Genomic DNA, 22,498 nt, shown 5'->3' on the forward strand with positions numbered 1-22,498 from the left:
AGCGGTCACAGAAACATCCGGCAAAACTGGTGCTTAGTATATCGGTCCGGCCCAACAACCGTCGGACCTGACTCGCAATTATTGCTAAAAGTTACTCCAACGCCTTCCAGATATCCGTGGCGTACTCGCGAATGGTCCGGTCGGACGAGAACCAACCCATTCGCGCGCTGCTCAATACCGCCGAGCGCCACCATTCTTTCGAGTCGTGCCAGTGAGCCTCGACGCGCATCTGAGCGTTCCAGTAGGAATCGAAATCGGCGCAGACCAGGAAGCGGTCGTAATCCACCAGTGAATCGATCAGTGTGGTGTAACGGGACGGATCGTCCGGTGAGAACACTCCGCCGCGAATCGCTTGCAGCACGTCATTGAGTCGATGGGAGGCAGCGATGTCCGGCGCCGCGTTGAATTCATGGTTGAGCTTGCGCGCCTCCACTTGCTCGGCGCTGAGGCCGAAGATGAACATGTGCTCGGCGCCGATGAGTTCGCTCATTTCCACGTTGGCCCCATCCAGGGTACCGATGGTCAGCGCGCCGTTGAGGCCGAACTTCATGTTGCTGGTGCCTGAGGCTTCGAAGCCGGCGGTAGAAATTTGCTCCGACAAATCCGCCGCCGGAATGATGCTTTCGGCCAGACTGACGTTGTAGTTGGGCAAGAACACCACTTTGAGCAGACCGCGCACGGTCGGGTCGTTGTTGACCACCCGGGCGATGTCGTTAGTCAGTTTGATGATCAGCTTGGCCTGGTGATAACTGGCCGCCGCTTTGCCGGCGAAGATTTTCACCCGCGGCACCCAATCGATTTCCGGCTCGGCACGAATCGCCTGATACAGCGCGACGGTGTGCAGCAGGTTGAGCAACTGACGTTTGTATTCGTGGATCCGCTTGACCTGCACGTCGAACATCGCCGCCGGGTTGATCGCGATCCCCAACCGGTCATGAATCAGGTACGCCAGGGCTTTCTTGCTGTGTAACCGCTGTTCGGCGAACTGTTTGCGAAAGTCAGTCTTCTCGGCAAACGGTTCCAGCCCAATGAGGCGTTCTTCGGGGTTATCCAGCAGATCCGGGCCGAGGGCGTCGACCATCATCGAGGTCAGCTCGGGGTTGGCCTGATAGAGCCAGCGGCGGAAGGTAATGCCGTTGGTCTTGTTGTTGATCCGCTCCGGATAGAGTTTATGCAACTCGGAAAACACTGTGCTGCGCATCAGTTGCGTGTGCAGGCCGGACACGCCGTTAACGCTGTGAGAACCAAGGAATGCCAGATTACCCATGCGCACGCGTCGACCGTTGTCTTCCTCGATCAACGACACCGCACGCAACACGTCGAAATCGTGAACGCCCTTGGCCCGCAATGAGTCGATGTGCTGGGCGTTGATCAAATAAATGATCTGCATGTGCCGTGGCAGCATCCGCTCCATCAAACCGACCGGCCAGGTTTCCAGCGCTTCCGGCAACAACGTGTGGTTGGTATACGACAGTGTGTCGACGGTGACCTGCCACGCCGCATCCCACGCCACGTCATAAACGTCGACCAACTGACGCATCAACTCGGCCACGGCGATCGAGGGGTGAGTGTCGTTGAGCTGAATGGCCGCGTGATCGCCCAGGGTCAGCACCGAGGTGTGCATGTTGCGATGGCGGCGCAGCAAGTCCTGCAGGGATGCGGCGACGAAGAAGTACTCCTGGCGCAGACGCAGTTCCTGGCCGGCATCGGTGCTGTCCGCCGGGTAGAGCACGCGGGAGATACTTTCGGCCCGGGCCACTTCGGCTACCGCGCCCAAGTGGTCGCCAGCGTTAAAGCGCTCCAGGTGCAAATCTTCCATGGCCCGGGCACGCCACAGTCGCAGCGTGTTGACACTCGCGCCGCGCCAACCGACCACCGGGGTGTCATAGGCAATGGCCCGCACGGTTTCCGCCGGGGACCAGACTTGCCTGGATTTGCCGTTCTCATCGGTCACGGTTTCGACACTGCCGCCGAAGCCGATCGGGTAGGCGACTTCCGGCCGTTCAAACTCCCACGGGTTGCCGAAATCCAGCCAGTGTTCGGTCTGCTCCTGCTGCCAACCGTCGACGATGGCCTGGCGGAACAAACCGTGTTCGTAACGAATGCCGTAACCATGGCCAGCGATGCCGAGGGTCGACATGCTTTCCATGAAGCACGCCGCCAGGCGCCCGAGGCCTCCGTTGCCCAGAGCCGCATCGGGTTCCAGCAGACGGATGCGCTCGATGTCGACGCCAAGTTCGGTCATGGCCTCGCGAGCCACATCGAGCAGACCGAGGTTGCTCAAGCTGTCGTAGAGCAAGCGGCCGATAAGGAATTCAAGGGAGAGGTAATAGACCCGTTTCTGGCCTTTGCGGTAGATCTGCCGGGTGTGGTCCATCCAGTGCTCGACCATGTGATCGCGCGCCGCCAGGGCGATGGCTTCGAACCAGTCGTGGTCGAAGGCGTGATCCGGGTCTTTGCCCACCGCATAGGTAAGCTTGGTCAATACGGCGTCGCGGAATGCGGCCACCTCTGCTTCGCGAACAAGTGGTTCTTGAGTCATCGATAAGACCTCGAGCGAGCGTGAAGTTGTCTGAGCCTAGTCGGTCTGACAGACCATTGAGACTCTGGTTCGGCAGTTTTCCCTGTTAGTGCGAGATAGATCGACATTACGTTGTCGCGTGCCAGAAACAATGCAGGGGCCGTGCCGGACACAGGGATTATTTTGCGCCAAGCGAAAAAATCTGGCGAAAGGTTGTTCAAAAATCCACCAGTCCCGGTATGATCGCGCGCCCTGATGCACACGCTGGTAACAACCGATGATGAAGCCCAACCTGATCGCCGCCGCGGAGATCGATCGCCTCGATACCTGGGCCAAGTACTCTGCCCCGATGTGCGGTTCCTGCGTGTCCAGCTGCTGCACCTTGCCAGTCGAGGTCAAGATCAAGGATCTGATCCGTATCGGCATCGTCGATGAGTTCGAGCGTGGCGATCCGCCGAAGAACATCGCCAAGCGTTTGCAGAAGGAAGGGATCGTCGAACGCTATAACCAGAAGTCCGAGATCTTCACCCTTCAGCGCATGAGCAACAACGATTGCCTGTATCTGGATCGTAAGAGCCGTCTGTGCACTATTTATGATAAGCGCCCGGACACCTGCCGCAACCACCCGAAGATCGGACCGCGGCCGGGGTATTGCGCGTACAAGCCCAAAGAAGTGGTGCGCGAGAGCAATCCGCGGACGCTGGACAAGTTCTGATCCAGAATCCCGCTGTCTGACCGGGCCTCATCGCGGGCAAGCCCGCTCCCACAGGGTTCGGCGCCGAACACAGATAATGTAAACACCACAAATCACTGTGGGAGCGGGCTTGCCCGCGATGGGGCCCGAACTGACACCGCAAAAACCCCAGACAAACAAAAACGCCCCCGACCTTGCGGTCGGGGGCGTTTTTTTAAGCGTTAACTAAGTCGAAACTCAGTTACCAGCTTTCTTGGCAGCGCGGGTACGCTCGCTTTCGCCCAGGATCTTCTTGCGAAGACGGATGGACTTAGGAGTGACTTCGCACAATTCGTCTTCTTGAACGAATTCCAGAGCCTGCTCCAGGGTGAAGCGGATAGGCGGAACCAGAGCGATGGTTTCGTCTTTACCCGAAGCACGCATGTTGTCGAGCTTCTTGCCTTTGGTTGGGTTGACGCCCAGGTCGTTGTCGCGGCTGTTGATGCCGACGATTTGACCTTCGTACACGTCTTCACCGTGACCCAGGAACAGTTTGCCGCGAGCTTGCAGGGTTTCCAGCGAGTAAGTCAGAGCCTTACCGGTAGCAACCGAAACCAGCACGCCGTTCTGACGGCCGGACATGTCGCCGGACTTCATCACGTCGTAACGGTCGAAGATCGAGGTCAGGATGCCTGCACCGGAGGTCAGGGTCAGGAACTCGTTACGGAAACCGATCAAGCCACGAGCCGGGATGTTGTACTCAAGGCGCACACGGCCCTTGCCATCCGGAACCATGTTGGTCAGGTCGCCTTTACGGATACCGATCTGTTCCATGATCGAACCTTGCGATTCTTCTGGCAGGTCGATGGTCACGTTTTCGTACGGTTCGTGCTTGACGCCGTCAACCATGCGGATGATCACTTCCGGACGACCAACACCCATTTCGAAGCCTTCGCGACGCATGGTTTCGATCAGTACCGAGAGGTGCAGCTCACCACGGCCGGAGACTTTGAACTTGTCGGCGGTGTCGCCTTCTTCAACGCGCAGAGCAACGTTGTAGAGCAGTTCTTTGTCCAGACGTTCCTTGATGTTACGGCTGGTGACGAACTTGCCTTCTTTACCGCAGAAAGGCGAGTCGTTTACCTGGAAGGTCATGGAAACGGTTGGCTCGTCAACGGTCAGCGGCTTCATCGCTTCGACGTTCAGTGGGTCGCACAGAGTGTCGGAGATGAACAGCTGGTCGAAGCCGCTGATGCAGACGATGTCGCCGGCAGCTGCTTCTTCAACGTCGATACGGTGCAGACCGTGGTGACCCATCAGCTTCAGGATACGACCGTTACGCTTCTTGCCGTCGGCGTCGATAGCGACAACCGGAGTGTTCGGCTTGATGCGACCACGAGCGATACGGCCAACGCCGATAACACCCAGGAAGCTGTTGTAGTCCAGAGCGGAGATTTGCATCTGGAACGGACCGTCACGGTCGACTTTCGGCGCAGGTACATTGTCGACGATCGACTGGTACAGCGGGGTCATGTCTTCAGCCATGTCGGTGTGTTCCAGACCGGCAATGCCGTTCAGGGCCGAGGCGTAGACGACTTTGAAGTCCAGCTGTTCTTCGGTAGCACCGAGGTTGTCGAACAGGTCGAAGATCTGGTCCAGAACCCAGTCCGGACGCGCGCCTGGACGGTCAACCTTGTTGATGACCACGATTGGACGCAGGCCGGCTTCGAAAGCCTTCTTGGTCACGAAACGGGTTTGCGGCATAGGGCCGTCTTGAGCGTCAACCAGCAGCAGAACGGAGTCAACCATCGACATTACGCGTTCAACTTCGCCGCCGAAGTCGGCGTGGCCCGGGGTGTCCACGATGTTGATGTGGTAGCCGTTCCAGTTGATGGCGGTGTTTTTCGCCAGAATGGTAATACCGCGCTCTTTCTCCTGGTCGTTGGAGTCCATCACGCGCTCGTCGTTGAGCTCGTTGCGCTCCAGGGTGCCGGATTGACGCAAGAGTTTGTCTACCAGGGTGGTTTTACCATGGTCAACGTGAGCAATGATGGCGATGTTGCGTAGATTTTCGATCACTTGTGTATCTCGATCAGAGGATTCGGTGTGCTGACAAGTCTTGGCAGCGATTTACAGTAGAGTCCGGCAAAGCCGTTACAGCTTGACGGCGGCGTCGGGGGGCCGGTGACGCAGGCCACAGGCAAACAGCCCCGGGCACTTAGCTCGGTCGATAAACGCGCACATTGGCATGCCCCTCACTGAGCAAATGGTGGGCATGCAGGCGACTCATCACGCCTTTGTCGCAATACAACAGGTACTGGCGAGTAGGGTCCAGTTCCTTGAAACGAGCGTTCAATGCATAAAACGGCATCGTCTGCACCTCAATGCCAGCGAGTTCCAGCGGCTCGTCTTCAGCGGCATCCGGGTGACGGATGTCGATGATGATCTGGCCCGCCAGTGCTTCGCTGACTTCTTCGATCTGCAAATCCTGGCCCAATTCGTCGATTACGCGATCGATCGGCACCAGTTTGGCGTTCTCGAGCGCACGCTCAAGCACCGCCATGTCGAATTCTTTCTCTTCATGCTCCACGCGCGGACGCTTGGCGTGGGTCTTTGGGTTCACCGAGATGACCCCGCAGTATTCCGGCATGTGCTTGGCGAAATCGGCAGTACCGATTTCGTTGGCCAGGTCGATGATGTCCTGCTTGTGACTGGCGATCAGCGGGCGCAAGACCAGCTTGTCGGTCACGCAGTCGATCACGGACAGGTTCGGCAACGTCTGGCTCGATACCTGGGAAATCGCTTCGCCGGTGACCAGCGCTTCGATCTCCAGCCGATCGGCAATACGGGAAGCAGCGCGCAACATCATACGCTTCAAAACTACGCCCATATGACTGTTATCGACTTTCCCGAGAATTTCTCCCAGTACTTCCTCGAACGGCACACTGACAAATAACACGCGCTGGGAGCTGCCGTACTTCTTCCAGATGAAGTGCGCGACTTCCATGACGCCCAGTTCGTGGGCACGTCCGCCCAGATTGAAGAAGCAGAAATGGCTCATCAGCCCGCGGCGCATGATCTGGTAGGCGGCGACGGTGGAATCGAAGCCACCGGACATCAGTACAAGCGTCTGTTCCAGGGCACCCAGCGGATAACCGCCGATGCTGTTGTGCTGGTTGTGGATCACGAACAACCGTTTGTCGCGAATTTCGATGCGAACTTCAATTTCCGGCTCTTTCAGCGAGATTCCGGCGGCGCCGCACTGACGACGCAGTTGGCTGCCGACGTATTTCTCGACGTCCATGGAGCTGAATTCGTGCTTGCCGGCACGCTTGCAGCGCACCGAAAAAATCTTCCCGGCCAGGGCATCACCGAAATGCTGCTTGCACTTGGCGACGATGTCGTCGAAGTCACCCAACGGGTACTCATCGACCTGCAGGAAATGCGCGATGCCCGGCATGCAGCTCAGGCGCTCAGTCATTTCCTTCAGGGCTTTCGGCTCGCTGACGCGGGTTTCCAGCTCGAGATTGTCCCACACACCGTTCACCACCACAGCCGGGTCCAGATCGCGGAGCACGGTACGGATGTTTTTGGCCAACTGGCGGATGAAACGCATCCGTACCGGGCGGCTCTTGATGGTGATCTCGGGGAAGACTTTTACGATTAGTTTCATGAAAACAGCGCGCGCTGGGCCAGCCGAAAAAGGGGGCGCGGATTATAGCGGAAATTGCTCAAGGTTTAACCAGTTAATGTGCAGAAGGTTTTGCGCGCACCAAAACGGGTCATTTATGGATTTCGACGCTACATTACAGGGCGAGGTTTTGCGCTTTTCGAGGCATTGCACCTTTATAAGCGTGATATTGGGGCAAAAAACCCATGGTGGGGCACTGGCATGCAATTTGCTCCCTTGTGAGGCAGGTTGCCATGGCAGAGTATTCGCGCCGGCATCACCCACATTCTAAGGGCATCCACTACTAAGCCCGAAGCCACCCGGAGGACACTATGTCGAAGTCGGTTCAACTCATCAAAGATCATGACGTCAAGTGGATTGATCTGCGCTTCACGGACACCAAAGGCACTCAGCACCACGTGACCATGCCGGCTCGCGATGGGCTGGATGAAGCTTTCTTCGAAGAAGGCAAAATGTTCGACGGTTCCTCCATCGCTGGCTGGAAAGGCATCGAAGCTTCCGACATGATCCTGATGCCGGACGACAGCACTGCCGTTCTCGACCCGTTCACCGAAGAGCCGACCCTGATCCTGGTTTGCGACGTGATCGAGCCTTCGACCATGCAAGGCTACGACCGTGACCCACGTGCGATCGCCAAGCGTGCCGAGGAATACCTGAAGTCGACCGGTATCGGCGACACCGTATTCGTGGGTCCAGAGCCTGAATTCTTCATCTTCGACGAAGTGAAGTTCAAGTCCGACATCTCAGGTTCGATGTTCAAAATCTTCTCCGAACAAGGTTCGTGGATGTCCGACCAGGACGTGGAAGGCGGCAACAAAGGCCACCGTCCAGGCGTCAAAGGCGGCTACTTCCCTGTTCCGCCGTTCGACCACGACCACGAAATCCGTACCTCCATGTGCAACGCCATGGAAGAAATGGGCCTGGTCATCGAAGTTCACCACCACGAAGTGGCGACTGCCGGCCAGAACGAAATCGGCGTGAAGTTCAACACCCTGGTTGCCAAGGCTGACGAAGTTCAAACCCTGAAGTACTGCGTACACAACGTTGCTGACGCATACGGCCGCACCGCGACCTTCATGCCTAAGCCTCTGTACGGCGACAACGGTTCGGGTATGCACGTTCACCTGTCCATCGCCAAAGATGGCAAGAACACCTTCGCTGGCGAAGGCTATGCCGGCCTGTCCGACACTGCTCTGTACTTCATCGGCGGCATCATCAAGCACGGTAAGGCCCTGAACGGCTTCACCAACCCGTCGACCAACTCCTACAAGCGTCTGGTCCCAGGTTTCGAAGCGCCAGTGATGCTGGCCTACTCGGCTCGCAACCGTTCGGCTTCGATCCGTATTCCTTACGTGTCCAGCCCTCGCGCTCGCCGTATCGAAGCTCGCTTCCCGGATCCAGCAGCCAACCCGTACCTGGGCTTCGCTGCACTGTTGATGGCTGGCCTGGACGGCATCCAGAACAAGATCCACCCAGGCGACGCAGCTGACAAAAACCTGTACGACCTGCCGCCTGAAGAGGCGAAAGAGATCCCACAAGTTTGCGGCAGCCTGAAAGAAGCCCTGGAAGAGCTGGACAAAGGTCGTGCGTTCCTGACCAAAGGCGGCGTTTTCAGCGACGATTTCATCGACGCTTACATCGCTCTGAAAAGCGAAGAAGAAATCAAGGTTCGTACCTTCGTACACCCACTGGAATATGAGCTGTACTACAGCTGCTGATCCGGTAGCGCCGCGCTACGCGGCGTGACAAAAGAGAGGCCTCCTTCGGGAGGCCTTTTTTATGGGCGACCGTCTGTCATCGGATGCCCGGTTGCGTGCATCATGGCCTTCATCCGATAAAACCGAGATGCCCCATGCGCCTACGCCCATGCCTTGCCCTGCTCACCGCCCTGCTAGCCAACAGCGCTTTTGCCAGCCCGGCACCCGCCGCCCTCGCCCCGCTGCTTGGCTCCATCGAAGAACGCCTGGCGATTGCCGATCAGGTCGCGCTGAGCAAATGGGACAGCGGTAAACCGGTCGAGGACCGTCAGCGCGAGCGCGAAGTCATTGCCGGTGCCGTCGCCCTGGCACCTGCCTATAAATTGAGCAACGAAGCCGTCGAACAGTTCTTTTCGGCGCAGATCGAGGCCAACAAACTGGTGCAATACGCGCACCTGTCTGACTGGCATGCGCAAGGCAAGGCGCCCAACGATTCTCGCCCCGATCTCGTCGGGCAGATCCGCCCACAACTTGATCAGTTACAAAAACGCTTGCTGCAACAACTGGCCGATTTCAGCCCTTATCGCAACGACCCGCAGTGCCCGTCGTGGCTGGCCAAGGCCAATAAAACCGGCGACCACGCGCCATTGCGCGAGCTTGCCCAGGTACGCGCCACCGCCGAGCTGTGCAGCGCCAGCCGCTGAGTTGGTCTGCCGGCGTGCGCTGAAGTGCTCTATGCTCAGCGCTTAGTCGCCATGAACGGAACAGGGCCGGACACTTGCCCAACGGCCAATGGAAGCCCGCAATGCGCTCATTGTTGTTATGCCTGCTTGTGCTGATCGCCCTGCCCGCCGCCGCGCAGATCTACAAGTACACCGACGCCAGCGGCAACACCGCCTACAGCAATCAACCGCCCTATGGCGTTAAAGCTCAGCCCGTGGAGTTGCCACCGCTCAACAGCGTCGAGACTCAACCGCCGAGCGAGCCTGTTGCGCCTGCGCAATCCAGCAGTAGTGAACAGCCCAACAGCGCCTATCAGGTGCTGGAGCTGACCGGTCTGCCCACCGAAGAAGCCCTGCGCGCCAACAACGGCACGTTCACCGTCAGCGTATTGATCCAGCCACGCCTGCAAGACCCTCATCGATTGAGGCTGTTACTGGACGATCAACCCTACGGCCAACCGAGCAACGTCCCGATTCTGCAACTGGTGAACATCGATCGAGGCGAACACCGCCTCGCGGTTCAGGTGATCGATGGGCAAAACGTCGTGCAACAGAGCCCCACCGTGACTTTCACCGTCCAACGGGTGCATAAGCCTTGAGGTTCTGGCTGTTGGTCGCCTGCCTGATCAGCCTGCCGGCAATGGCCGAGGTTTTCACCTACCTCGATGCCCAGGGCAATCGGGTTTTCACCGATCAGCCGGGCACCCGTAACGCCAAACGTGTGCCACTGGCGACCAGCAATCGAATGTCGGCCAACCCGAGCGGTGCCGCACCCATGACGGCCGCGAAAAACCAGGCCAAGCCACTGCTTCATTACGACATGCTTCGTGTGTTGGTGCCGGAGCCGGATGCCACAATCCGTAGCACTGCCGGTGAATTGATCGTCAGCGTTACCAGCGAACCCGGCCTGCAACAGGGTCATCGCTATCGTTTACTGCTGGATGGCCAACCCACCGCCGAGCCAGGCCCGAGCCCGGTGTTCGCCCTGAGCAACATCGACCGTGGCAGCCATCACCTGTCGGTGGAAATTCTCGACGAACAGGGCCGTACCGTCGAACGCACGGCCAATCAACCGTTCCATATGCTGCGTATTTCCCTCGCACAGAAACGCCAGGCCAAACCCTGCGTCCTTACAGACTACGGCCAACGGCCGGAATGCCCTCTCAAAAACAAACCCGAAGAAGAAAAAAGCTTCTTCTGGCGCTGATGCCCGTCAGTTAAGCGCAACCCCATGTGGGAGCGGGCTTGCTCGCGAAGACGGCGGCACAGTCAGCATTGATGTCGCCTGACATACCACTTTCGCGAGCAAGCCCGCTCCCACAGGTTTTCGCATCTTTGCTGACTGACGCTTCTTTTACTTCGTTCAGCTTTGCGCACTATATTGGTGCAACAGACTGCACCGTACTCACATCTCAACCCATTTTGGTTCGAAAGTACCCGCGAAAGCTGGCAGAACGCCACGAAAATGAGCGTCAAACGCCTGTTTCAGGCTCTAAACGCTTCTTTTCGGAGCCTTGGTTTGGTTTTTGCATTTTCCTTGCATCGGCGCGTTATCCACGCGCATGCCCTGCTCCAAAAGAGGTCCTGATGACCATTAGCGACGCACTACACCGCTTGCTACTCGACAACCTGACCACCGCCACCATTCTGCTCGACGCCGAACTGCGCCTTGAGTACATGAACCCGGCGGCGGAGATGCTGCTGGCCATCAGCGGCCAGCGTAGCCATGGGCAATTCATCAGCGAATTGTTCACCGAATCCACCGAGGCGCTGAATTCCCTGCGCCAGGCGGTCGAGCAGGCGCATCCGTTCACCAAGCGCGAAGCCATGCTCACCGCCCTCACCGGCCAAACCCTGACCGTCGACTACGCCGTGACGCCCATCCTGAGCAATGGCGCTACGCTGCTGTTGCTGGAGGTTCACCCGCGTGATCGCTTGTTGCGGATCACCAAGGAAGAGGCGCAGCTGTCGAAGCAGGAGACCAGCAAGATGCTGGTACGCGGCCTCGCCCACGAAATCAAAAACCCTCTCGGCGGGATTCGCGGCGCAGCTCAGTTGCTCGCCCGTGAATTGCCGGAAGAAAGCCTGCGCGATTACACCAACGTCATCATTGAAGAAGCCGATCGCCTGCGCAATCTGGTGGATCGCATGCTCGGTTCCAACAAGTTGCCGTCGCTAGCCATGTGCAATGTCCATGAAGTGCTGGAGCGCGTGGGTCAGTTGGTGGAGGCCGAAAGTCAAGGCTGCATCACTTTGGTGCGCGATTACGACCCAAGCATTCCGGATGTGTTGATTGATCGCGAGCAGATGATTCAGGCCGTCCTGAACATCGTGCGCAACGCAATGCAGGCCATCAGCAGCCAGAACGAACTGCGCCTTGGCCGCATCAGCTTGCGCACCCGTGCCATGCGCCAGTTCACCATCGGCCACGTGCGCCATCGCCTGGTGACCAAGATCGAAATCATCGACAACGGTCCGGGGATCCCCGCCGAGCTACAGGAAACCATCTTCTTTCCCATGGTCAGCGGTCGCCCGGACGGTACCGGGCTCGGCCTGGCCATTACCCAGAACATCATTAGCCAGCACCAGGGCCTGATCGAATGTGACAGCCATCCAGGCCACACCACGTTCTCGATCTTTCTGCCACTGGAACAAGGAGCCACATCGACATGAGCCGTAGTGAAACCGTGTGGATCGTCGATGACGACCGTTCTATCCGTTGGGTTCTGGAAAAAGCCTTGCAGCAGGAAGGCATGACCACGCAAAGCTTCGACAGCGCCGATGGCGTGATGAGCCGCCTGGCGCGCCAGCAGCCGGACGTGATCATCTCCGACATCCGCATGCCGGGTGCCAGCGGCCTGGACCTTCTGGCACGGATTCGCGAACAACACCCACGACTGCCGGTGATCATCATGACCGCGCACTCCGACCTGGACAGCGCTGTCGCGTCCTATCAGGGCGGCGCGTTCGAATACCTGCCCAAGCCGTTCGATGTCGACGAAGCGGTGTCGCTGGTCAAACGCGCCAACCAGCACGCTCAGGAACAGCAAGGCCTGGAAGTCCCGGTCGCCCTGACCCGTACGCCAGAAATCATCGGCGAAGCGCCGGCGATGCAGGAAGTGTTTCGCGCTATCGGGCGCTTGAGCCACTCCAACATCACCGTGCTGATCAATGGCGAATCCGGTACCGGTAAAGAACTGGTGGCCCACGCCCTGCACCGTCACAGCCCACGGGCGGCCTCGCCGTTCATTGCGCTGAACATGGCGGCGATCCCCAAGGACCTGATGGAATCCGAGCTGTTCGGCCATGAAAAAGGCGCATTCACCGGCGCGGCCAACCTGCGTCGCGGGCGTTTTGAGCAGGCTGACGGCGGCACGCTGTTCCTCGATGAAATCGGCGACATGCCGGCGGATACCCAGACTCGCTTGCTGCGGGTATTGGCGGACGGTGAGTTCTACCGCGTCGGCGGCCATGTACCGGTGAAGGTCGATGTGCGAATCATCGCCGCGACTCACCAGAATCTGGAAACCCTGGTGCATGCCGGCAAATTCCGTGAGGACTTGTTCCACCGCCTCAACGTGATCCGCATCCACATTCCACGGCTGTCGGACCGTCGCGAAGACATCCCGACCCTGGCCAAGCACTTCCTCAGCCGCGCCGCGCAAGAACTGGCGGTGGAACCGAAGCTGCTGAAAAGCGAAACCGAGGAATACCTGAAGAACCTGCCGTGGGGCGGCAACGTGCGTCAACTGGAGAACACCTGCCGCTGGATCACGGTGATGGCTTCGGGTCGCGAAGTGCACATCAGCGACTTGCCGCCAGAGCTGCTGAGCCTGCCGCAGGATTCGGCGCCGGTGACCAACTGGGAGCAAGCGCTGCGTCAGTGGGCTGATCAGGCGCTGGCTCGCGGCCAGTCGAGCCTGCTCGACAGCGCCGTGCCGGCTTTCGAGCGGATCATGATCGAAACCGCCCTCAAACACACCGCCGGCCGCCGCCGCGATGCTGCTGTTTTGCTGGGTTGGGGCCGCAATACCCTGACGCGCAAGATCAAGGAATTGGGGATGAAGGTTGATGGTGGGGATGATGATGAAGGGGATGAGGGTTAAACACCCTTTAGTTTTCTGCTGACTGTCAGATCCAATCGCGAGCAGGCTCGCTCCCACAGTGGATTTTCAGGGTTTTCACTATTATGTGAACACCATTGAACCCTGTGGGAGCGAGCCTGCTCGCGATCTTTGGGGCCATAGTGCACCGCCTGAATGCATCATGAACCGCAATCGCGCACGACAACCGATCCAAAATCCCGCCTTTACCTGCAAGAAAACCCGTATCGCAGAAACACAACCCCCCCGAATTACGGGGCTTTCAGCGCTGCTCAGCGGCTTTCTGTTTCCACTTGTTAAAAACTGGCACGCCCCCTGCAATAGTTCAATCAGTGATTCGATTCACTACCCAGTTTCGGGGACCTTGGTACAGGCAGGCCGGGGATTCCCCTCTTTACACCGGACTCATACCGCAATTGCGACGAGCCCATCCCGTTTTGGGGTCCTTGGTACAGGCAGGCCGGGGATTCCCTCTTTACACCGGGCTCGCGCCGCAATGCGCTAGCCCTCCCGTTTTGGGGACCTTGGTACAGGCAGGCCGGGGATTCCCTCTTTTATTGCTCTCGGAGATGGATCTCCAGCCGCCAGCGGTCATCGACCTCGCTACCGGTCCACTCGCCCTGCAGCGGCCGGGCCGCCACCACCGTCAGCAACAATCCCCCATCACTCAATCGCGTTCGCCAGTTCACGTCCTTGCCGCTGAGCTTTAGCTGACCTTTCTGTGCACGGCCTTCAGCCTCGAACAACAGCGCCACGCTGCCGTCGACTATCTCGCCGTGGGTTTTGGGTTCGTTGTTGAACCACACCACCAGCCCATCGCTCGTCACCTCGACCTGCTGCAAAACGCTGGGGTCGGGCGTGGTCAGGCGACCGATCATCAGGCCCACCATCACCCCGACAATCGCCAACGAAGCCATCACCCGCGGGAATAGTTTCGAACGAGGGTCCTTTGGCGGCGTAGAATGCCCGTCATCTTTACCTTCGGAGCCGTGCATGTTTCACGTCATCCTTTTCCAACCAGAAATTCCGCCGAATACCGGCAACGTTATCAGGCTGTGCGCCAACAGTGGCTGCCACCTGCATTTGATCGAACCGCTGGGCTTCGAGATGGACGACAAACGTCTGCGCCGGGCCGGCCTCGATTACCACGAGTATGCCACCCTGCAACGCCACGCAGATCTTGCCAGCTGTCTGGAAAGCCTCGGCCATCCTCGGCTGTTCGCCTTTACCACCAAGGGCTCGCGGCCATTTCACGACGCCAGCTTCGCCGAGGGCGATGCCTTCCTGTTCGGCCCGGAAAGCCGTGGCTTGCCGGCCGAGGTGCTCGATGCCCTGCCCAGCGAACAACGCCTGCGTTTGCCGATGCGCGAAGGCTGCCGCAGCCTGAACCTGTCCAACACCGTGGCCGTCGCCGTGTATGAAGGCTGGCGCCAGCTCGGATTCAAGTAACAGCACATAACAAATGTGGGAGCGGGCTTGCTCGCGAAGGGGCCATAACATTCAACATCTTCGTTGACTGTTACACCGCTTTCGCGAGCAAGCCCGCTCCCACATTGGACTTGCTGCGATGCTCAGGACCGCTTACTGAACGGTTGGAGTCTCGCCAGCCGCCTGCATGCGTTGCAGCTCTTGTGCATACAGTGCATCGAAGTTCACCGGGGCCAGCATCAGGGCCGGGAACGAACCGCGGGTCACCAGGCTGTCCAGGGTTTCGCGAGCGTACGGGAACAGGATGTTCGGGCAGAACGCGCCGAGCGTATGGCTCATCGAAGCATCGTCCAGATTCTTGATCAGGAAGATCCCGGCCTGTTGCACTTCAGCAATGAACGCCACTTCTTCACCGTTTTTCACGGTGACCGACAGGGTCAGTACGACTTCATGGAAGTCGCCTTCCAGAGCCTTTTGACGGGTGTTCAGATCCAGACCAACGCTTGGCTCCCACTGCTGGCGAAAGATCGCCGGGCTTTTCGGGGCTTCGAAGGACAAGTCACGTACGTAGATGCGCTGCAAGGAGAATTGCGGTGCGGTTTCTTCTTCGCTAGCTGCAGTGTTCTGTTGGTCAGTCATCTCAGATCCTTTCTGATCTCGGGTCTTGTAGGGTTGGCTATTTCAAGTAAGGCAGTCAGGCCTTGAGCATGGCGTCGAGCTTGCCGGCGCGCTCCAGGGCAAACAAATCATCACAGCCGCCAACGTGGGTGCTGCCGATCCAGATCTGCGGCACGGACGTACGTCCGGCCTTCTGAGCCATCGCGGCACGCACCTGCGGCTTGCCATCGACCTTGATCTCTTCGAAGGCTACGCCTTTGTTCTCGAGCAGGTACTTGGCTCGCGAGCAATAAGGGCAGTAATCGCTGGAATAGACGACGACGTTGTTCATATCACTTCACCAGCGGCAGATTGTCGGCTTTCCAGCTGGAAATACCGCCAGACAGCTTGGCGGCAGTGAAGCCGGCTTTCATCAGTTCGCGGGCATGAGTGCCGGCAGTCTGGCCCATGGCGTCGACCAGGATAATGGTCTTGGCCTTGTGCTTTTCCAGTTCGCCGACGCGAGCGGTCAGTTTGTCCTGAGGAATGTTCAACGCGCCAACAATGTGACCGGCGGTGAAATCCTTGATCGGACGGATGTCGATAACCACGCCTGCGTCTTTGTTGACCAGCCCGGTCAGTTCACCGGTGCTCAGGCTGCGGCCGCCGCCTTGCATCTGATAGGCCAACAGCAGGGCCGCCAGTACAACGAAGATACCCACGAGAATGTAGTGGTTGGTGGCGAATTGAATCAGGTGATCAACCATCGAAGGAGGTTCCAGGGCGTTAAAATGTCGGCCAGTATACACAGCCACTATGGTGGGCCAAACCCCGTCCGGCGGTGACGGCGCCGGAACTTCGCTTTAAACTGCCACTCCCTTTTCCATCGCCCTCTTTATAACTCAGCCACGAGTGGAATCTATGACTACGACGCCTAAACCTTTGGTCCTGATGATTCTCGACGGCTTCGGTCACAGTGACAGCCAGGAATCCAACGCCATCTTTGCCGCGAAGAAGCCCGTACTGGACCGCTTGTGGGCCACCGTGCCGAACGGCCTGATCTCGGGCAGCGGCATGGACGTCGGCTTGCCGGACGGCCAGATGGGTAACTCCGAAGTCGGTCACATGAACCTTGGCGCCGGCCGGGTGGTGTATCAGGACTTCACGCGCGTGACCAAAGCGATCCGCGACGGCGAGTTCTTCGAGAACCCGACCATCTGCGCCGCGGTGGATAAAGCCGTTGCTGCCGGCAAAGCCGTGCACTTCATGGGGCTGCTGTCCGATGGCGGTGTTCACAGCCACCAGGATCACCTGGTCGCCATGGCTGAACTGGCCTACAAGCGCGGCGCCGAGAAAATTTACCTGCACGCCTTCCTTGATGGCCGCGATACGCCACCGAAAAGCGCCCAGTCATCGATCGAGTTGCTGGACGCGACCTTCGAAGCCCTCGGCAAAGGCCGGATCGCCAGCATCATTGGCCGTTACTACGCCATGGACCGCGACAACCGTTGGGACCGCGTGTCCCAGGCTTACAACCTGATTGTCGACGGCTACAGCGAATTCAATGCCGCCTCCGCGCAGGAAGGCCTGCAAGCCGCTTACGAACGTGGCGAAAGCGACGAATTCGTCAAAGCCACCTCCATCGGCGAACCGGTGAAAGTCGAAGACGGCGACGCCGTGGTCTTCATGAACTTCCGCGCCGACCGTGCCCGCGAACTGACCCGCGTATTCGTCGAAGACGATTTCAAGGAATTCGAACGTGCTCGCCAGCCAAAACTGGCCGGTTTCGTCATGCTGACCCAATACGCCGCCAGCATCCCCGCGCCATCGGCCTTCGCCGCGAGCAGCCTGGACAATGTGCTGGGCGATTATCTGGCAAAAAACGGCAAGACGCAGTTGCGCATCGCCGAAACCGAGAAATACGCCCACGTGACTTTCTTCTTCTCTGGCGGTCGCGAAGAACCGTTCCCGGGCGAAGAACGCATCCTGATCCCGTCGCCGAAAGTCGCCACCTATGACTTGCAGCCCGAGATGAGTGCCCCGGAAGTCACCGACCGCATCGTCGAGGCCATTGAAAACCAGCGTTACGACGTGATCGTGGTCAACTACGCCAACGGCGACATGGTCGGCCATAGCGGTGTGTTCGACGCGGCGGTCAAAGCGGTCGAGTGCCTTGACCTGTGCGTCGGCCGTATCGTCGATGCCCTGGAAAAAGTCGGCGGCGAAGCCCTGATTACCGCTGACCACGGCAACGTCGAGCAAATGTCCGACGCATCCACTGGCCAGGCTCACACTGCGCATACCACCGAGCCGGTGCCGTTCATCTATGTCGGCAAGCGTGACTTCAAGGTCCGCGACGGCGGCGTGCTGGCGGATGTCGCGCCGACCATGCTGATGTTGCTGGGGCTTGAGAAACCGGCGGAGATGACGGGTACTTCAATTCTGGTGTAATCAAAGGGGAAATTGCTCAAATCCCCTGAAACAGCACCGATCAACTGTGGGAGCGGGCTTGCTCGCGAAAGCGGTCTGACAGTCAACATTGATGTTGAATGTGATGTCCCCTTCGCGAGCAAGCCCGCTCCCACATTGGTTTTGTGGTGTTTTTGGAGAACGTAACGCCCTGAACCCCACTCCAGTTTCACACAGCCCTAATTGGGCATTTTTTTTGCTGCGCTTGGCGGGCATACTAGGCCGTCCCTTTCCCTGGTGCCGCCCGCCTCTATGCTTCGCGTCCTGATAGCCCTTGCCCTGACTTGCCTGCTTCAACCGGTCTTTGCCGACGAGCGCACGCAAACCCAACAACAGTTGGACGCCACGCGTCAGGACATTGCCGAGCTGAAGAAACTGCTGGGTAAACTCCAGGAAGAAAAATCCGGGGTGCAGAAGGACCTTAAAGGCACCGAAACCGAGATGGGCAAGCTCGAGAAGCAGGTCGATGCCCTGCAAAAAGAGCTGAAGAAAAGCGAATCCGAGCTACAGCGACTCGATGCTGAGAAAAAAAACTCCAGAGCGCGCGCATTGAACAGCAACGACTGATCGCCATCCAGGCCCGTGCGGCCTATCAGAACGGCCGTCAGGAATACCTCAAGCTGCTGCTCAATCAACAGAACCCGGAAAAATTCGCCCGCACCCTCACCTATTACGACTACCTGAGCCAGGCCCGCCTGGAGCAGTTGAAGAATTTCAACGAAACCCTGCGCCAACTGGCCAATGTCGAAAAAGACATCGGCCTGCAGCAGGCGCAATTGCTGGTGCAGAAAAGCAGCCTCGACAGCCAGCGCGACGAACTCGACAAGGTCCGCCAAGAGCGTCAGCAAGTCCTGGCCAAGCTCAACGACGACGTGAAGGCCCGCGACCAGAAACTGGCGGCGCGCGAGCAGGATCAGGCAGACCTGTCTAAAGTTCTTAAAACCATTGAAGAAACCCTGGCCCGTCAGGCTCGAGAGGCAGAAGAGGCGCGGCAAAAAGCGCTGATCGCCCAGCAGGAAGCCGAAAAAAAGCGTTTACGTGAGGCTCAGGCTGAAGCAGATGCCACCGATGCCCCACGCAAACCCGTTAAATCGACACCCGGCGCACTGGTTTCAAGTTCAGGCGAAACCTTTGGCGGTCCCTTTGCTTCCACTCGCGGCAGACTTCCATGGCCGGTTGATGGTCGACTGCTGGCGCGCTTCGGTGAAAGCCGTGGCGACGATGCCCGCACCAAGTGGGATGGCGTGATGATCAGCGCTTCCGCCGGCAGCCAGGTGCATGCCGTTCATGGCGGCCGCGTGGTGTTTGCCGACTGGCTGCGTGGCGCCGGGTTGCTGGTGATTCTCGACCACGGCAACGGTTTTTTGAGTCTTTATGGTCACAACCAGACGCTGCTCAAGTCTGCGGGTGACGTGGTAAAAGCCGGTGAGTCCATCTCCACTGTCGGTAGCAGTGGCGGGCAGGACACACCAGCGCTGTATTTCGCTATTCGTCAGCAGGGTCACCCGAGTGATCCAGCGCAATGGTGTCGTGCGCAAGGATAAGCACGCCATCTACTTCAGGAGTTCGTTCGACATGCTGTATTTGTCCCGCCTTACCTCGCTGGCCCTGACGATTGCCCTGGTGATCGGCGCGCCGTTGGCGTTTGCTGCTCAACCGGCCCCGGTGGTCGCACCTGCCGGCACCGCTGCGACCACCAAGGCGCCATTGCCGCTGGACGAGTTGCGCACCTTTGCCGAAGTCATGGACCGGATCAAGGCAGCCTACGTAGAACCGGTGGACGACAAGACCCTGCTGGAAAACGCCATCAAAGGCATGCTCAGCAACCTCGACCCGCACTCCGCCTATCTGGGCCCGGAAGACTTCGCTGAATTGCAGGAAAGCACCAGCGGCGAATTCGGCGGCCTGGGCATCGAAGTCGGCGCCGAAGACGGTTTCATCAAAGTGGTTTCGCCCATCGATGACACCCCAGCCTCCAAGGCTGGCATTCAGGCCGGCGACTTCATCGTCAAGATCAACGGCCAGCCGACTCGCGGCCAGAGCATGACCGAAGCCGTGGACAAGATGCGCGGCAAGATCGGCCAGAAGATCACCCTGACCCTGGTGCGCGATGGCGGCGCGCCGTTCGACGTGACCCTGGTCCGCGCCATCATTCAAGTGAAGAGCGTGAAGAGCCAGCTGCTGGAGTCCGGCTACGGTTACATCCGCATCACCCAGTTCCAGGTCAAGACCGGCGAAGAGGTCTCCAAGGCCCTGGCCAAGTTGCGCAAGGACAACGGCAAGAAGCTCAGCGGTATCGTCCTCGACTTGCGTAACAACCCGGGCGGCGTGCTGCAATCGGCGGTAGAAGTGGTCGACCACTTCATCACCAAGGGCCTGATCGTCTACACCAAGGGTCGCATCGCCAACTCCGAACTGCGCTTCTCCGCCACCGGCAAGGACGAAAGCGAAGCCGTGCCAATGGTCGTGCTGATCAACGGTGGCAGCGCCTCCGCCTCGGAAATTGTCGCCGGCGCCCTGCAGGATCAGAAACGCGCAGTGGTCATGGGCACCACCAGCTTCGGCAAAGGCTCGGTCCAGACCGTGTTGCCGCTGAACAACGACCGAGCATTGAAAATCACCACGGCGCTGTACTACACGCCGAACGGCCGCTCGATTCAGGCGCAGGGTATCGTCCCGGACATCGAAGTGCGCAGGGCCAAGATCACCAATGAGCAGGACGGCGAATACTTCAAGGAAGCCGATCTGCAAGGTCACCTCGGCAATGGCAACGGCGGCGTCGACAAACCAACCGGTTCCAGCGGCAAAGCCAAGGCCATGCCACAGGATGACGATTACCAGTTGGCCCAGGCCCTGAGCCTGCTCAAAGGACTGAGCATCACGTCCGGCCGCTGAGATGCGCCTGCGGTTGCTCCTCGGCCTGCTGTGCTGTCTGGCGGGTGGCGCTCACGCGGCGCCTGCCACAACAGCGGCCACACCTCACAAGGCTTATCTGAGCCTGATCATCGATGACCTGGGGCAGAACCTGCCCCGGGATCGCCGCGTGCTGGCCCTGCCCGGCCCGGTCACCACGGCAATCATGCCCGATACACCCCACGCCACCGAATTCGCCCACGAAGCCCATCGCGCCGGCAAGATCGTCATCCTGCACATGCCCATGGACCCTGCCACCGGACCGTTTGCCTGGCATCCCGAGCTGCCCATCGAAGAACTCGAAAAGCGCCTGAACGCGGCATTCCAGGTTGTGCCGTATACCGCTGGCATCAACAACCACATGGGCAGCCGCATGACCGTTCAGCAACCGGCCATGGCCTGGCTGATGGCGGACTTGCAGCGGCGGCACAAGTTTTTCGTCGACAGCCGCACCAGCGCGCAAACCGTGGCGGCCGCCGAGGCGCAGAAGATTGGTTTGGCGAGCGTTTCGCGGGATGTATTCCTCGATGACGAGCCCACTGAAGCCGCGATTTTAACTCAGCTACAGACGGCTATCAGCCTGGCGCGAAAGCAGGGTTCTGCGGTGATGATCGGGCATCCGTATCCGCAGACATTGGCGGTGCTTGAACGTGAATTGCCCAAGCTCAAGGCTCAGGGCATTGACTGGATCGACATCAAACAGATGATCAGTGTGCGCGGCAATCGCGCAACGGCAGCGCATGGCAAGGATGGGCTGTATCGATAATTGCTACACCTCAGAACAAATGTGGGAGCGGGCTTGCTCGCGAATTCGGTGTGTCAGGCACCATGGATATCGACTGACACTCCCTCTTCGCGAGCAAGCCCGCTCCCACAAAGTTTTGTGCAGGGCACAAGGTTCGGTGCTGGGGCTTAGAGATACCGCGACATGATCTCGTCTACCACGCCTTCCTTGCGCAGCTGATCCAGCGCGGCTTGCAGCTTGGCGACGGTTTCGTCCGGCACGTCTTTATTCAGCGCCAGGTACAACTCGGCGCTGTTGAAGCGCAGCACGGTCTTGAGCCCGTTCACGCCTTCCTGGCGCGCCAGATAGCGGCCTGCCGGGTCACCGGTGGCCCACAGGTCGATCTGGCCGTTGACCAGTTTTTTGGCGTTGTCTTGATCGCGCAGCACAACGATCGGTTTCAATCCTTGCTTGGCCAGCGTCTCGGCGATCGCATCGCCCTTGTAGGCGCCAATCTTGTATTTGCGCGCCTCCTCCAGCGACTCGAGGGTGATCTTGCTATCGGCCTTGGCCAGCATGATCCAGTCGTCCGGGCCGATAGGGCCGACCCACTTGAAGAGTTTCTCGCGGTCCGGCAACCGCGCCATCACGAACACGCCATAACCGGGTTTTTCCAGGGCGAGTTTGTAGATTCGCTCCCAAGGGAAACGTAGCGTCAGGCTGTAAGTGATGTCGGCGCGTTTGAACATCTCACGGACAATGTCCACGGCAATGCCGTTGATGTTCTCGTCCTGAGCGAAATTTTTGCCGTTCTTCGCCATGTTGTACGGCGGGAAGTTTTCCGTCAGCAACACTAGACCGGTGCCGGGATTTTCTTCGGCGTGAGCTCCGCTGATGAGCAACAGAGAAGCGCTGGCGAGGACAAGAAGAAGACGTTTAAGCATGTCGGGCTACCGGAAT

At 58.9% G+C, this 22,498-nt stretch carries 19 protein-coding genes and 1 pseudogene; 12 read left to right on the forward strand and 8 right to left on the reverse strand.

Translation table 11 applies throughout. The annotated features are described in order from the left end of the window. Window positions 1-91: 91 nt before the first annotated feature. The gene (locus tag AB4O41_RS15000; RefSeq protein ID WP_460143730.1) at window positions 92-2,542 is read right to left on the reverse strand and encodes a glycogen/starch/alpha-glucan phosphorylase; all 2,451 of its coding nucleotides are present in this window, start codon (window positions 2,540-2,542) and stop codon (window positions 92-94) included. A gap of 256 nt (window positions 2,543-2,798) precedes the next feature. Between AB4O41_RS15000 and AB4O41_RS15005 the strand changes: the two genes are divergently transcribed. Then, on the forward strand, window positions 2,799-3,236 hold the full coding sequence (locus tag AB4O41_RS15005; protein WP_030129267.1) for a YkgJ family cysteine cluster protein: 438 nt from the start codon (window positions 2,799-2,801) through the stop codon (window positions 3,234-3,236). Window positions 3,237-3,452: 216 nt separating this feature from the next. On the opposite strand, the gene typA is transcribed toward AB4O41_RS15005, so the two are convergent. After that, the gene (typA, locus tag AB4O41_RS15010) at window positions 3,453-5,273 is read right to left on the reverse strand and encodes a translational GTPase TypA (protein WP_007907857.1); all 1,821 of its coding nucleotides are present in this window, start codon (window positions 5,271-5,273) and stop codon (window positions 3,453-3,455) included. A gap of 139 nt (window positions 5,274-5,412) precedes the next feature. After that, on the reverse strand, window positions 5,413-6,867 hold the full coding sequence (gene thiI, locus AB4O41_RS15015; RefSeq protein ID WP_460143731.1) for a tRNA uracil 4-sulfurtransferase ThiI: 1,455 nt from the start codon (window positions 6,865-6,867) through the stop codon (window positions 5,413-5,415). A 329-nt stretch (window positions 6,868-7,196) separates the two neighbouring features. Here thiI and glnA point away from each other — a divergent pair, with 329 nt between their 5' ends. The 6 genes from glnA to ntrC all read left to right on the forward strand — a co-directional run bounded on the left by glnA (window position 7,197) and on the right by ntrC (window position 13,410). Continuing rightward, window positions 7,197-8,603, forward strand: a complete 1,407-nt coding sequence (gene glnA / locus AB4O41_RS15020; RefSeq protein WP_007907861.1) for a glutamate--ammonia ligase — start codon at window positions 7,197-7,199, stop codon at window positions 8,601-8,603. Between the two features lie 134 nt (window positions 8,604-8,737). Continuing rightward, window positions 8,738-9,286: a chorismate mutase gene (locus AB4O41_RS15025; RefSeq protein ID WP_460143732.1), complete on the forward strand. Its 549-nt coding sequence runs from the start codon at window positions 8,738-8,740 to the stop codon at window positions 9,284-9,286. Window positions 9,287-9,387: 101 nt separating this feature from the next. After that, window positions 9,388-9,903, forward strand: a complete 516-nt coding sequence (locus AB4O41_RS15030; protein ID WP_460143733.1) for a DUF4124 domain-containing protein — start codon at window positions 9,388-9,390, stop codon at window positions 9,901-9,903. Further along, window positions 9,900-10,511 carry a DUF4124 domain-containing protein gene (locus AB4O41_RS15035; RefSeq protein ID WP_460143734.1) on the forward strand — a complete coding sequence of 204 codons (612 nt, stop codon included), beginning with the start codon at window positions 9,900-9,902 and terminating at the stop codon, window positions 10,509-10,511. Before AB4O41_RS15030 ends, AB4O41_RS15035 begins: the two co-directional genes overlap by 4 nt. A gap of 380 nt (window positions 10,512-10,891) precedes the next feature. Then, window positions 10,892-11,977: a nitrogen regulation protein NR(II) gene (glnL, locus tag AB4O41_RS15040; RefSeq protein ID WP_038978561.1), complete on the forward strand. Its 1,086-nt coding sequence runs from the start codon at window positions 10,892-10,894 to the stop codon at window positions 11,975-11,977. Next, on the forward strand, window positions 11,974-13,410 hold the full coding sequence (gene ntrC / locus AB4O41_RS15045; RefSeq protein ID WP_008024910.1) for a nitrogen regulation protein NR(I): 1,437 nt from the start codon (window positions 11,974-11,976) through the stop codon (window positions 13,408-13,410). Before glnL ends, ntrC begins: the two co-directional genes overlap by 4 nt. A gap of 551 nt (window positions 13,411-13,961) precedes the next feature. Here the strand turns inward: ntrC and AB4O41_RS15050 are convergent. After that, window positions 13,962-14,402: a hypothetical protein gene (locus AB4O41_RS15050; protein ID WP_460143735.1), complete on the reverse strand. Its 441-nt coding sequence runs from the start codon at window positions 14,400-14,402 to the stop codon at window positions 13,962-13,964. On the opposite strand from AB4O41_RS15050, the gene AB4O41_RS15055 reads away from it, so the two are divergent. Continuing rightward, a complete protein-coding gene (locus AB4O41_RS15055) occupies window positions 14,401-14,856 on the forward strand; it encodes a tRNA (cytidine(34)-2'-O)-methyltransferase (protein ID WP_008068783.1) in 456 nt (151 codons plus the stop codon). The genes AB4O41_RS15050 and AB4O41_RS15055 overlap by 2 nt on opposite strands. A 132-nt stretch (window positions 14,857-14,988) precedes the next feature. Here the strand turns inward: AB4O41_RS15055 and secB are convergent, their stop codons facing one another. From secB to AB4O41_RS15070, 3 genes are read right to left on the reverse strand one after another with little or no spacing between them, the layout of a single operon-like run. After that, the gene (gene secB, locus AB4O41_RS15060) at window positions 14,989-15,474 is read right to left on the reverse strand and encodes a protein-export chaperone SecB (RefSeq protein ID WP_007897410.1); all 486 of its coding nucleotides are present in this window, start codon (window positions 15,472-15,474) and stop codon (window positions 14,989-14,991) included. Between the two features lie 55 nt (window positions 15,475-15,529). Continuing rightward, the gene (grxC, locus tag AB4O41_RS15065) at window positions 15,530-15,784 is read right to left on the reverse strand and encodes a glutaredoxin 3 (RefSeq protein WP_007939440.1); all 255 of its coding nucleotides are present in this window, start codon (window positions 15,782-15,784) and stop codon (window positions 15,530-15,532) included. Between the two features lies 1 nt (window position 15,785). Continuing rightward, window positions 15,786-16,199 (reverse strand): rhodanese-like domain-containing protein, encoded by a 414-nt coding sequence (locus tag AB4O41_RS15070; protein ID WP_460143736.1) that lies wholly within the window; start codon window positions 16,197-16,199, stop codon window positions 15,786-15,788. 154 nt (window positions 16,200-16,353) lie between these two features. Here AB4O41_RS15070 and gpmI point away from each other — a divergent pair, with 154 nt between their 5' ends. From gpmI to AB4O41_RS15090, 4 genes and pseudogenes are all read left to right on the forward strand, one after another. After that, a complete protein-coding gene (gene gpmI, locus AB4O41_RS15075; RefSeq protein WP_460143737.1) occupies window positions 16,354-17,883 on the forward strand; it encodes a 2,3-bisphosphoglycerate-independent phosphoglycerate mutase in 1,530 nt (509 codons plus the stop codon). A gap of 270 nt (window positions 17,884-18,153) precedes the next feature. Further along, window positions 18,154-19,445: pseudogene (locus AB4O41_RS15080) on the forward strand (murein hydrolase activator EnvC family protein). A gap of 31 nt (window positions 19,446-19,476) precedes the next feature. Further along, on the forward strand, window positions 19,477-20,796 hold the full coding sequence (locus AB4O41_RS15085; protein WP_460148347.1) for a S41 family peptidase: 1,320 nt from the start codon (window positions 19,477-19,479) through the stop codon (window positions 20,794-20,796). 1 nt (window position 20,797) lies between these two features. Then, window positions 20,798-21,580, forward strand: coding sequence for a divergent polysaccharide deacetylase family protein (locus AB4O41_RS15090; RefSeq protein WP_460143738.1), 783 nt, complete (start codon window positions 20,798-20,800; stop codon window positions 21,578-21,580). Window positions 21,581-21,726: 146 nt separating this feature from the next. Here AB4O41_RS15090 and AB4O41_RS15095 read toward each other — a convergent pair whose 3' ends face one another. Further along, window positions 21,727-22,482: a substrate-binding periplasmic protein gene (locus tag AB4O41_RS15095; protein ID WP_460143739.1), complete on the reverse strand. Its 756-nt coding sequence runs from the start codon at window positions 22,480-22,482 to the stop codon at window positions 21,727-21,729. Window positions 22,483-22,498 lie beyond the last annotated feature (16 nt).

The organism is Pseudomonas sp. S2_A02, assembly GCF_054668495.1.